The organism is Calidithermus timidus DSM 17022 (assembly GCF_000373205.1).
In the GTDB taxonomy this organism is placed as follows: Bacteria; Deinococcota; Deinococci; order Deinococcales; family Thermaceae; genus Calidithermus; species Calidithermus timidus.
The window spans coordinates 74,225-86,296 of record NZ_KB890698.1 but is presented as its reverse complement, the minus strand read 5'-3'; the positions used below and the strand labels follow the sequence as shown (position 1 = coordinate 86,296).

The window sequence follows — 12,072 nt, the reverse complement described above, 5'->3', positions numbered from 1 at the left end:
CAAGTCTTGCGCTTGGCGTACAACCGGCACTCACGGCGTCACGCCGAAGGTCGCCAGCCAGTCGAGGTCGTCCTTGCGGTCCACCCGGTACACGCCGCCCGTGCCCCCGCAATTACCGTTGAGGCCGAAGGAGGTCACGTCGCCCACCACGTTGGAGTCGCCGAAGCAAGTGCCACCCGTGGAGTGGTTATTGAAGAGCAGCAAGGAACAGTCGCCCACGATCCCCATATCAGGCTGACAGCGTTACGAAGCTCGCTGTGGTTAGCATGGGTCATGCACCTCGCCGTACTGCTCTGTGGCACCTTGCTCTACGCTGCGCTCTACAGCACGGTTCCGCTGTTGCCCGCCCTCGAGCGCCTCTTTGGCGCACCGCACGGCTCGGCGGGGCTGGGCATCAGCCTGCCTTTTCTGGCCCTGGTGCTGCTCTCGCCCCTCGTCCCCCGGCTGCGGCTGCCGGTGGGGCGGGTGTTGGGCGGGGGGCTCTTGCTGGTGGGCTTGTTCGGGGTGGTCGCAGCGCTGGCGCCAAGCCTCGAGGTCTGGACGCTGGCGCGGGGCTTGCAGGGGGTAGCTGCCGCCGCGGTTCCGGGGCTCTCGCTGGCCCTGCTGCCCAGGCTCTTCCCCAACCGAGCGCAGCAGATGGCCGGGATTTGGGTGGCGGGGAACGTGCTGGGCGGAGGGTTGGGGCGGGCACTGGGCGGGATACTGGGGGAGGCGCTGGGGGTGCGACTGGCCTTGCTGGCGCTCACGCTCCCGCTGGCGATCCCCGCTCTCTGGCTGCTGCGCGCGCGCGACACCCTGGACCTGCCCGCCCCGCGCTACTCGCTGTCGTCCTGGCCGCTGTACTGGCTGGGATTCTCCCTGCTGTTCATCAACTTCTTCGTCGCCAACCTGTTGCCATACCGCCTCGAGGCCCTGGGCCTCTCCCAATCCCAGATCGGGGGGGTGATGCTGGCCTACCTGGCCGGGATCCCCGGCAGCGCCCTCACCGGGCGGCTGGCCGCCCGCTTCGGGGAGGTGAGGGCCCTGCGGCTGGCCTTCGGGGTGGTCGCAGCCGGGCTGCTGCTCCAATTCCCCGACCGGCCTTGGCTCATCCTGCTGGGCTTCGTGCTGATGATGGCGGGGCTGTTCACCGCGCAGGGCCTGGGCGGGGCAGCCTCCGGGCGAGGGGGCAGCGGCGTGAGCGGAACCTATGTGGCGGCTTTCTACCTGGGCGGGACAATGGCCGGGCTGGTGTATCCACCGTTTTTGCACCTGGGCGCGGGACTGGCTCTGGGGCTGGCCCTCTCGGTAGCTGCGCTGTCTTGGGGGCTGGCGGCCAGGGCGCTCCAGAGATGAGCGACCCCGCGGTCAGGGGCTGAGGCTGCGGGCTAGGAACAAGCAGAGCGTGGCCCCGACGCCGTAGGCTGCGAACAGGGGCAGGTTGGCCGCCGACTGTCCTTGACGGATGCTCCCGATGACCCCCACCCACAGCACCAGCAACGAGAGCACGATGCCGCCCAGGGCCAGCGTAGCCAGCAGGGCCGGGCTGAGGTGGAAAAGGCCCAGCAGCAGCGGCAGCCAGATGAGTGAATTGGCCAGGAGGAGTTGAGTCCTGGGAGTACCCATGCTTCCATCGTATGCTGATTCAGGCGTGGAACGGCTGCGACTGGCCCCCGTGGATGACGCGGGGCGAAGACTGATCGAAGCCTGGTTTGAAGACCCCGAGCTCGCCCGCAGGCTCTCCCCTCCGGACGCGGCCTGGTGGCTGTTGCAGCACGGCACCCCCGGCGTCGAGCTCTGGTTGGCCTGGCAGGGGCAGGAAGCCGTGGGCTACCTGCAGGGCGAGCCCGACGAGCACGACCCCACCACCTTCCACTTCGCCTTCGCGGTGCGCCCCGATCTGCGCGGACGGGGCTACGGTAGGCGCATGCTACAGGCCATGCTCGAGCACCCCAACCTCGCCCGCTTCCGGCGTTTTGTGGCCTCGGTGGAGCCTGACAACCAGGCCAGCCTGCGCTGTCTGGAGTCGCAAGGCTTCACCCCGCGCAGCCTCGAGCCCGACGAGAGTGGATTCCTGGCGCTGGGCTACGCCCGCCCCGGCCCGTAGGAGCCAGGTGACAAAGCCCCGCGGCCCGCGCAGTACGATAGGGAACATGACCCGCACGGCTCGAGCCACCTGCCCCTTGGACTGCCCCGACGCCTGCTCGCTGATCCTCACCCTCGACGACGACGCGGGCCGGCTCCTGAAGGTGGAGGGCGACCCCGCCCACCCCTTCACCCGGGGCTTTGCCTGCGTCAAGACCTACCGCTACCCCGAGCGCAACCACCACCCCCTGCGCCCCCTCTACCCCATGCGCCGAAGCGGGCCCAAGGGATCGGGGCGCTTCGAGCGGGTGAGCTGGGAGGAAGCCCTCGACGCCATCGCCGAGCGGCTGCGCGAGGTGCTCGAGCGGCACGGCGGCGAAGCGGTGCTGCCCTATCACTACGCCGGGACCATGGGCCTGCACCAGTACGCCCATCCCCTGGCCTTCTTCCGCGCCATCGGGGCCTGTGAGCTCGACGAGACCATCTGCGCCACGGCGGGAGCGGCGGCCTGGGAGGCCACCTACGGCTCACCCCGCTACGGCATCGATCCCGAGGACGTGCCCAAGGCGAAGTTCATCTTCCTGTGGGGCATCAACAGCCTGCACACCAACACCCACCTCACCCCCCTTCTCAAAGAAGCCCGCCATAAGGGGGCGAAGATCGTCCACGTAGACCCCTACGAGAACCTCACCTCCCGCTTCGCCGACGAGCATGTCAGGCTGCGGCCCGGCAGCGACGGGGCGCTGGCCTATGCAATGGCCCACGTGATCCTGCGCGAGGGGCTCTACGACGCGGCCTACCTGGCTCGAGCCACCCAGGGCTTCGAGGGGTACCGAGCGGTGGCCGAGGAGTGGACCCCCGAGCGGGCCGAAGCGGTCACGGGCGTTCCGGCGGCCACCATCGAGCGGCTGGCGCTCGAGTTCGCCCGGGCCAAAGCCAGCCTCATCCGCACCAGCTACGGCATGACCCGCCACCCCGGCGGGGCCAGCGCCCAGCGGGCGGTGCTGCTGCTGCCCGCCCTCATCGGGGCCTGGCAGTACCGGGGTGGGGGGGCTTTGCTCACCACCTCGGGGGCCTTCCGGCTGGAGCGCAGCTACCTGGGCGGGGCCCACCTGCTCAGCGGAACGCACGAGCACAAGGGCTTTTTTCGCCCCAATCCCGCCGTACGCCACGTCAACATGACCCAGCTTGGCAGCGCCCTCACCCGCCTGGACCCGCCCGTGCGGGCGCTGTTCGTCTTCAACTCGAATCCCCTGGTCGTGGCCCCCAACACCGCCCTGGTGCAGCAGGGCCTGGCACGAGAGGACCTTTTCACGGTGGTGCTCGAGCAGGCCATGACCGAGACCGCCCACTACGCCGACTACCTGCTCCCCGCCACCACCTTTCTCGAGCACCCCGACCTCTACACCGCCTACGGCCACTTCTACCTCTCCTGGAACGAGCCGGTGATGAGGCCGCAGGGCGAGGCCCGCCCCAACACCTGGGTCTTCGCCGAACTCGCCCGGCGGCTCTCCCTGGAGGAGCCCACCCTCTACTGGAGCGCCGAGGACTTGGCCCGAAGCCTCCTCGCAAGCGATCACCCCTGGCTCGAGGGGATCACCCTCGAGCGCCTCAAGGCCGAGGGCTTCGTGCGGCTCAACACCCCCCGCGAGTTTTTGCCCTTCAAGGACGGGGCCAACACCCAAAGCGGCAAGGTGCGCTTTGACCCGCCCCCACCCGTGATCCTCACCGAGCCCGACGAGGCCTTCCCCCTCATCCTCATGACCCCACCCGCCAAGCACTTCCTCAACTCCAGCTATGGTCACGTCGAGCGTCTGGTGCAGGGCGAGGGTGGCGAGCCGGTGCTGCTGGTGCACCCCAAAGACGCCGCTGCCTACGGCGTGAAGGACGGGAGACGGGTGCGTATCCGCTCGCGCCACGGCGCGGTGGTGCGCAAAGCCCGCGTGAGCGAGGCCCCCATGCCGGGGACGGTGGTGCTGGAGGGCATCTGGTGGGAGCGCTACGCCCCCGACGGCAAGGGCGCGAACTGGCTCACCGGCGAGCACCTCACCGACATGGGCGCGGGCTCCACCTTTCACTCCAACCCGGTGCGGCTGGAAGCCCTGGACTGATCCGGGCGCACCGTTTAGCCCTGCTCAAGTCTGTGAGCGTGGCTCGTCAGGGCGCTGGGAAAGGTAGCGCAGAAGCTCCTCGGGGCTCTTGAAGTAGTGGCGCTCCTTGCTGTGGACTTCCGTGAGGGAAGCCCGCCAGACCCCCCCCTCCCGCTCCGGGCTTTTTTCCCACCAGATGCGGACGATGTAGGTCTGAGCGGGAGGGGGATTCATGGCTTTAGCGCCTCAGGGATTGCAGGCGCTCGAGCGCCTTGCTGGCGCTTGCGCCCGTCACCAGCTCCAGGGTGAAGTTCACACCGCTGGCTCCAGGCTTGACCAGTGCGACCTGACCGTCCTGCCGATAGAAGCCCAGGTAGTCCCCGGCGTCAAGGCTCCCGTTCTTGTTGACGTCCTTCAAGCCGTAGATGACGTAGTCTCCGCCCGAAAGGCCGCTGAACTTGTAGGGCGCGCTGGAGCCGTCTTGGGAAAGCGTGAGCGTCTGGCTCTTGCCGGGGTCGCAGCTATCCGACTCGGCCAGGTAGTAGCAGGCGAAGAGTTGAGTCCCTTTGAGGCTTCCCGGAGGCCCGCTCGGGGCCTGCAAGGCCGCCGCCGCGTCTACCAGCCCGGCGCCGCAATCCGAAGCGCTCGGGCGCTGGCAGGCGGTCGCGCTTAGGGGGCGGGCAGTCTGCTTGAGGATCGCGAGGGCTTCGCTATGGGTGAGGCTGGGCTTCTTGCTCTTCATCAGCGCTACCAGCCCGGCCACGTGAGGCGAGGCCATGGAGGTGCCCTGATAGAAGGCCCAGATGTACACCCCATCGCTATCCCTGCGTATGGGGCTCAGCACGCCGTCGGCATAGCCATCGCCGTTGCGGTCGACGCTGGTGTCGCCGCCGGGGGCCATCACGTCGATGCGGGCGCCGTAGTTGGAGTAAGGGGAGCGGTAGCCCCGTGTCTCGGTGGCCCCGACGGTGATGACGCCGCTACAGCTGGCTGGGATGAAGCCACTGGCATCTTCATTCTCATTCCCTGCAGCCGCGACGATGATGCTCCCCTTGGCGCCAGCCTTGTTGACGGCGTCCTGCCAGAGCGGAAGGTCGCTGCACTTGCCCGAACCCCCCAGGCTCATGTTGATGACCTGTGCCGGGTTGGGGTTGGCCGGAACACCGCTCACGCTAAGGCCGGCTGACCACAAGATGCCGTCTATGATGTCGGCGTCGGTGCCACCGCCTACCCCCAGCACCCGCACGGGCAGGATCTTGGCCCCCCAGCTCACGCCCGCGACGCCCTTGCCCTCGTTGGTGGCCGCGGCCACGGTGCCCGCGACGTGTGAGCCGTGGTAGCTGCCCTGTCCACCGGGTTCGTCGCCGGGGTCTTCGGGGTCGTTGTCGCGCCCGTCACCGTCGTTGGCCATGCTGGGGTTGCTGATGAAGTCGTAGCCCGGCAGCAGCTTGCCCGTAAAGTCGGGGTGGCCCGAGAGGATGCCGGTGTCGATGACCGCCACGGTGACGGCGCTGGAGGTGCCGGTCTCGAGGTCCCAGGCCTGGGGCAGGTTCATGGCCGGGTAGTGCCACTGGAGGGGGTAGAACTCGTCATCGGGGGTTTTGAAGGCGTGGCGAATGTAGTTGAGCTGGGCGTAGAGTACGTCGCTGCGGCTCTTGAAGCTCTTCAGCAACTCCAACGTAGCCTCTTTGTCCCGCACCGCCGCCCGCAGGAGCCGGGTGTTCTCCAGGCCCAGGTCGCGCACCAGGCTGAGCTCGAGCCCATTGGCCATCATGGTTGCGTCCCGGCGCGGCACCGCGCCGGGACGGAAACGCACGATCAGCTCGCCGACCACGAAGTCCTGCTCGGTGGCCAGCCCGGCCATCTTTCCGACCGCAAAGGAAAGGCCGCGCTCCAGAACAGGTTTGCTAACAACGCCGCCGGTCCCCCCCTGGGGAATGCTGCTGCCCAGACTGACCTGGCCGCTGATGTCGCCCCCGTTGCTCCCGCCACCCTGGGGAGCGCAGGCTGCCAGCAGGCTCAGTGCAGCCAACATGCCAACCCACTTGTGTATTTGCATGAATATCTCCTCTGGGAGGGCCGAGATTGTCTTGACTCTGTGATTCGGTTAGTTCGTCACCGTTCGGTGACGAACTAACCCACGGGCCCCCGGGTAAAAGGAAGATCCGTAGGCGGATACCTATCTGAAAAAATTGGACACCATCCCGATTTTCGCGGCTCCCGTCACCGCGACCAGCGTGAAGTTCACCCCACCCTTGGGGGGCTTGACCACGGTGGGGTCGGCGTTGACGTTCTCGTACCAGCCAACGTAGTCGGCATTTCCGTCGCCATTGACATCGAGAAAGCCGAGCACGTAGTACTCCTTGCCATCGCCGAGCCCGGTGATCTTGTAGCTGCCGTCGCCCGCGGCAGTGGCCTGCCCATAGGTCGCGCAATCATCGGCCACCAAGCAGGCTACGACCAAAGCCCCGGCACTCGAGCCCCCGGAGCGGCTGACCTTGCCTGAAATCTCGCCCGCCCCGCCAATGCCCCCCGCGCAACCCGCCAGCACGATCAAGGCCGCAATGCCCGCAAAAGCCAGTTTTTTCATCGGCAGTCTCCCCGCCCACCCGCCGGATCGTTCTTCGGCCAGGCGGCAAGAGAAGGGTAGAAGAGGGGGCGTTAGCCGAGCGTTAGGCGGTTAGAGGGCTCGAGCAGGGCCACGTTGACGGGGTTGTGCAAGAAGCTCTCGCGGTATTCAGCGGGCACGCGCTCAGCAGCCTGGAGCACCCAGCTCTGGGCCTGCTGGCGGAAGGTGGGGGCTTCGGGGTGGCGCAGGGCCTCGAGGGTGCGGGCGTGGGCCAGCAGCACCTCGCCCCAGTAGAAGTCGCCGGGTTCGTAGGTCGCGCGCAACTCGAGCGCGGCCCGGCCGTGGGCTGCGGCCTCCTCGAGCTGGCCTACGGCCAGCAGGAGCTGCTCCAAACAGGCATGGGCAGCGATCTGCAGGCCGCCCAAATCGGCCTGCTGGCTCAGCTCGAGGGCCCCTCGCGCCCAGGGCAGCCCCTCCTCCGGAGGAAGCAGGGCAGAGGCAGTGACGTAGAAGGCTGCGCGGAGGCTTCGCGAGGGGCCCAACTCGGCCTCGAGGGCCCGCAGCGACTCCCCTGCCCCGTATCCCCGCCACCGCGCCAGCCCAAGCCAGGCCAAGCGCAGGAAGTTGCGCTGGTCGGGCTGAAGGCTCTCGAGATGCAGGGCCTCGAGCACGCCCTGAGCCCGCGCCGGCTGCCCCAGCTCGAGGTAGGTCAGGGTCAGGGCCCTGGCCAGGAAACCCATGCGCCAATAGGGCTGCTCTTTGGCGCGGGCGTGGGCTAGCTCGAGGTAGTGCAAAGCCCCGCCGTAGTCGCCCAGCTCGCGCAGGGCATCGCCCAGCAGCATGGGCACCGACACGGCCACCTCGCCCACCCCCTGCAGGGTATCCACCAGCCCCATGGCTTCCTGCAAAACCTCACGGACCTGGCGCTTGTAGCCCAGCGCGCCCAGGCTCACGGCCTGGTTGTTGAGCACGATCAGCAGGCGGTACTCGTTGCCCAGCCGGCGCAGGGTGGTTTCCGCCTTGCGGTGGTGCTCCAGGGCCTCGCGGTGGCGCTCCAGGGCGTCGAGCACGACGGCGACGCGGCCCCAGTTGGCGGCGAGTTCCTCCTGCTCGCCCAAGCGCTCGTAGAGGGCAAGGGCCTGCTCGAGCAGGGCCAGGGTCTCGCCAGGCCGCCCCTTGAGCCACAGCGCCGAGGCCAGGCTGGTGAGCAGGCGGGCCTCCAGCGCCGGGTCGCCGCTGTGCCGGGCCAGCTCGTAGCCGCTGCGGGCGGCCTCCTCCACCAGCTCACCCCTCCCGGTGCGCAGCAGGGCGGTGGCCTGGGCATAGCAGGCCCTGGCCTTCTGGTGGGGGGTGCGGGCCAGGCTGAAGAGCCGCTCGAGCAGCGTCGGATGGCTTTCGGAGGGCTCGAGCCGCAGCCGCACGGTGGTGATGGCCTCCTGCACGTCGAACATCTGCTCGGGGGTGCCGTGGTCCTGGAGAATCTGGGCGGCTTGTCGGTAAAAGCGCAGGGCCTCCTCCAGCAGCGAGGCGTGCTCGGCGTGGCGGGCCGCCTCCAGCAGGAAGGGCGCTGCCCGCTGGGGCTCACCCCCCGAGAGCCAGTGCTCGGCCACGCGGGCCGGGTTGGCCCTCTCCTGAGCCAGCTTGGCGGCTACGCGGCGGTGCAGCAACGCCGCCACCCCCTGGGGCATCCCCGCGAGCACCGCCTGCAGCATCAGGTCGTGGCTGAAGCGCTCGCCCCTGACCAACTGAGCCCGCTCCAGCTCCTCCCAAGCCGGCAGCAGGCTCAGCACCTCGCGCTCCAAAAGCCGCGCGGCAAACTCCAGCGAGAAGTCGCTGCCCGCTACCCCCAGTAGCCTGGCCAGTTGTAAGGCCCCGGGAGAAAGCCCCTCCAGGCGGCGGGAGATGATGCTGCCCACCCTGCCGGGCAACCCACCCTCGCCCGACCAACCCCGCTCGAGGCGGTCGGTCTCGATGAGGTGGCGAATGGTCTCCAGCAAAAACAGCGGGTTGCCCCCGGTGAGGCCCATGAGCGAGTCGAGGTGCTGTTCCAAGCCAGGAATCCGCAGCTCGAGCAAAAACAGCCGCACCGCCTCCTCGGACAGCGCCCCCAACCGCAGACCGCACAGCCCCCCGGCCTCCTCCAGCTGCCGCAGCCGGCCCTCCACCTCCGGGCGCAGTTCCCCGCTGCGGTAGGTCAGGATCGCCCTGGGCAGCAGGCCGGGCTTGCCGCCGAGGTAAAAGGCCACCTCGAGGCTGGGTGGGTCGAAGAGGTGCAGGTCGTCGAGCACCCAGGCCACCGCACCCTGGCCGGCCAGGCGCAGCAACTCGCCCTGGGCCTCGAAGAAGCGCAGCTTGTCGGCCTCGCTTTGCAGGGGCGGGGGCTCCTCGTCCGCCAGTTCGGGCAGGATACGACTGAGCTCGCGCCGCACCCAGGGGGCAAACTCGAGGCCGGGTTTCTCGGCCAACAGCTGGCGAAAGGCCCGCGCCTGGGTGGCATAGGGCACCAGCGCATCCCCTGGCCGCCCGCTGAAGACGATGAACCAACCCTTGGAAGTGGCAAAATCCAGCGCCAGACGGGTCTTGCCTATCCCCGGCTCCCCGCTGAGGGCGAGGTGCTGCCCCCGCTCCCAGGCCTCCTCCATCTGCGCCCACTCGCGCTCGCGCCCCACCAGCACGGGGGGACGCTCGAGCGAGAGCGGGATGCGCTTACGGGCGGTGAGGAGGGGGGTCACCACCCTCCCGCGCTCGATCTCTTGCGCCAGCAGGCGGGTCTCCTCCAGCGGTTCTACCCCCAGCTCCCGCCGCAGAACCTCCTGGCAGCGGTGGTACGCCCGCAAAGCTGCCCCCCGATCCCCCAACAGGTAGTGCAGCCGCATCGCCCGGCGGTGGGCCGCCTCGGAGAGCGGGTCTTCCTCCAGCAGTTTCTGCGCCCACGAAAGGGCCTCGGCTAGGCTAGCCTCGCGCTCCAGGCGTTCACAGATGAGCTTCAGCGCCTCGACGCGCAGCTCCTGCAAGCGCCCACGCTCGTAGATGAGCCACTCCTCGAACTCGGGGCAGTCGTCATAGTCGTAACCTTGCAGTAAATCGCCGTACTCGAGCCGCAGGTCTCCTTGTCCCGAAGCCAGCAGGCTCTGTAACTCGGCCACGTCGCTGCCCACCAGAGGGCCGAGGCCCAGGGGATCGCTGCCCTCGAAGAGGGCGGGGTAGCGTCGCAGGGTGAAGAGGGCCTGGCGCAGGTTGTTGCGAGCGGAGGCCTCGCTGCCTTCAGGCCACAGCAAGCCGGCCAGCCTCGAGCGCGGGGTGGGGCCCTCCAGCGCCAGGTAAGCCAGCAGGGCCGCAGGCTTGCGCTCCAGCAGCAGCGTGCGGCCCTGTCCGATCAGGCTGGGCGGCCCCAACAACCTCAGTTCCCAGGCCCCGCTTTCCACAAACCAATTGTAGCCGACCTCACGGCGTGAGGGTGAGGTGCACCTCGCCCGCCAGGCTGTAGCTGTAGAAGCGACCGCCGATGCCCGGGCCGGTGATGTTGTCGCTGACGGTGTAGTTGTTGCTGCCCGCGGGGACGAAAGCCCCGCTGAAGGCCCACAGCAAACCCGTGTAGTTCCCCGGCCTGAGGGGGGTGTCGCCCGTGGCTCCCTGGGCGTTGGAGTGAGGGGTGAACTCGGTCTCGGGGCCGATGTAGTAGTCGAAGTCGTAGCCAGCCGGGTCGGTGGGGTCGCTGCTCAAGAAAGCGTAGTAGACCGGGGTGTAGCCGGGGGCGCCGCTCGCCGAGTCGCTCCAGCGGGCTACAAAGCCCTGCGCGGGACGGGTGGAGCCCTCGAGGCCCGCCTCCCAGGCCAGGTTGCCCACCGCGACGATGGAGCCTCTGCCCTCGACGCTGCCGTTGTTATCGGCGTCGATGGTCAGGGTGTAGCGCTTGCCGGGGGTCAGGGTCAGGCTGCCTTGCAGGACGTAGGTGCCCCCACCAAGCCCCGTGAGCACCACCGGCTGGCCGCTTCCGTCGCCAAGGGTGATCCTGGCCCCGTCCACGGGCTCGGTGTCCTCGAGTTCACCATCGGGGTTGGGGATACCCTGGGCGAGGTGGACAGAGGCCGAAGATGAAGGGCCGGAGGCCAGCAAAAAAGCCTCGACGTCGTACACCGCCGGGCCCACCGGCCCCAGGCGGATGAGCAGGGGGTTCTCCGGGCTTCCGGGGTTACCCGCCTGCGGGCGCAGGGGGGCGCTCGAGGGCGTGATGCTGGCGCAGTCTTTCTCCACCAGTCCTGGCAGGATCACGCCGAGATCGTCGGTGGTGAAGTAGCCGATGTCGATGATCTTGGCGGTCTTGGGCAGCTCGGGTATTCGCCCGTCGGAGTTGTAGGAGACCTTGTAGGCGTACATCTTGGGGTTGGGGCTGCCCTCGGCGATCCACACGCTCGCTACCCCCTTGGCGTCGGTGGTGCCGTTGACGCCGGGGGTCACCACCACGGTGGCCCCCTCCAGCGGCTTGCCGCTGGCGTCGACGACCTGCACTGCGGCATTGCGGCACTTCTGCCCCTCGGGCGCGCCGCCGTACCAGGAGAAGTGGCGGATGCTGGCCCGGAGCACCGGGGTGCTGCCGTCTACGCTGGAGGGCTCCACGGTGCCCTCGACAAAGTCCTCCCACTGGCCGGTCTGGGGGTTGTAGGCGTAGCAGTGGATCTTGGTACCGAGGGGGTAAGCCTTGCGCAGCTCAGGCGGGATGGGCAGCTCGACGATGGCCGAGGCCCCCGCCTTGAGGTTGACCCGCCTGCCGGAGGAGTCGAGGATGCTGAACTCGGCGAAGGTGACGGGGATGAGGGGGCTCGAGCCAGCCCGGAGCTGACCGGGAAGGGCCTGGTCCTCCTTGGTGGGGTCGAGCGGGGTGATGAGCACCTTCAGGTTGGTGTCCGTGGTGTCGAGGCTACCGGGGGCGAAGATCACCGCGTAGGGCCCGGCTTCGGTGAGGGTGTAGAGGGTCCGGCTGGTGTTGGGGTCGTAGGGCTGGGCAGGACCCTCCTTCTTGAGCGCCACCAGAGCGCTCGCTTCCTGAGTGGTCTGCAAGGTGGCGTAACCCGGCGCGTAGCCCTCCTTGTAGAAGCTCAGCTTGACCGTGCCGCTCCCCAGGCCGCTGAGGCTGAACTGCCCCGAAGCGTCGGTGGTGGTGGACTGGCTACCCCCCACCACCTCCACCCTCACGCCGGCCAGCTTGGCCCCGTTGCCGATGTTGGTCACGAAGCCAGCGACCGTGCCGCTACCACCCGTGCCGGGCCTGCCGCTGCCGCAGGCTGCCAACAGGAGTCCCAAACACCCAACCAGCAAAAATTTCACGCTCATAGCCCCTTCCTTCCTCTG

At 68.5% G+C, this 12,072-nt stretch carries 10 protein-coding genes; 3 read left to right on the top strand and 7 right to left on the bottom strand.

The features are described 5' to 3' along the window. Positions 1-30: 30 nt before the first annotated feature. The gene (locus tag B047_RS0110850; RefSeq protein WP_018466991.1) at positions 31-228 is read right to left on the bottom strand and encodes a hypothetical protein; all 198 of its coding nucleotides are present in this window, start codon (positions 226-228) and stop codon (positions 31-33) included. A gap of 45 nt (positions 229-273) precedes the next feature. Between B047_RS0110850 and B047_RS0110845 the strand changes: the two genes are divergently transcribed. After that, positions 274-1,335 carry an MFS transporter gene (locus B047_RS0110845; RefSeq protein WP_018466990.1) on the top strand — a complete coding sequence of 354 codons (1,062 nt, stop codon included), beginning with the start codon at positions 274-276 and terminating at the stop codon, positions 1,333-1,335. A 12-nt stretch (positions 1,336-1,347) separates the two neighbouring features. Here B047_RS0110845 and B047_RS0110840 read toward each other — a convergent pair whose 3' ends face one another. Then, positions 1,348-1,605 (bottom strand): hypothetical protein, encoded by a 258-nt coding sequence (locus tag B047_RS0110840; protein WP_018466989.1) that lies wholly within the window; start codon positions 1,603-1,605, stop codon positions 1,348-1,350. A gap of 25 nt (positions 1,606-1,630) precedes the next feature. Here B047_RS0110840 and B047_RS17250 point away from each other — a divergent pair, with 25 nt between their 5' ends. Both B047_RS17250 and B047_RS0110830 read left to right on the top strand, forming a co-directional pair. Continuing rightward, entirely contained in the window at positions 1,631-2,086 is a 456-nt protein-coding gene (locus tag B047_RS17250) for a GNAT family N-acetyltransferase (protein WP_018466988.1), read from the top strand. 46 nt (positions 2,087-2,132) lie between these two features. Then, positions 2,133-4,175 (top strand): molybdopterin-containing oxidoreductase family protein, encoded by a 2,043-nt coding sequence (locus tag B047_RS0110830; protein ID WP_018466987.1) that lies wholly within the window; start codon positions 2,133-2,135, stop codon positions 4,173-4,175. A gap of 24 nt (positions 4,176-4,199) precedes the next feature. Here B047_RS0110830 and B047_RS0110825 read toward each other — a convergent pair whose 3' ends face one another. The 5 genes from B047_RS0110825 to B047_RS0110805 form a co-directional block, all read right to left on the bottom strand. Beyond that, positions 4,200-4,388 (bottom strand): hypothetical protein, encoded by a 189-nt coding sequence (locus tag B047_RS0110825; protein ID WP_018466986.1) that lies wholly within the window; start codon positions 4,386-4,388, stop codon positions 4,200-4,202. A gap of 4 nt (positions 4,389-4,392) precedes the next feature. Next, positions 4,393-6,189, bottom strand: coding sequence for a S8 family peptidase (locus B047_RS16710; RefSeq protein WP_018466985.1), 1,797 nt, complete (start codon positions 6,187-6,189; stop codon positions 4,393-4,395). A gap of 144 nt (positions 6,190-6,333) precedes the next feature. Next, positions 6,334-6,744, bottom strand: a complete 411-nt coding sequence (locus B047_RS0110815; RefSeq protein ID WP_018466984.1) for a hypothetical protein — start codon at positions 6,742-6,744, stop codon at positions 6,334-6,336. Positions 6,745-6,815: 71 nt separating this feature from the next. Continuing rightward, on the bottom strand, positions 6,816-10,148 hold the full coding sequence (locus B047_RS17245; protein ID WP_018466983.1) for an ATP-binding protein: 3,333 nt from the start codon (positions 10,146-10,148) through the stop codon (positions 6,816-6,818). Positions 10,149-10,167: 19 nt separating this feature from the next. Then, entirely contained in the window at positions 10,168-12,054 is a 1,887-nt protein-coding gene (locus tag B047_RS0110805; protein WP_018466982.1) for a carboxypeptidase regulatory-like domain-containing protein, read from the bottom strand. Positions 12,055-12,072: the final 18 nt, after the last annotated feature.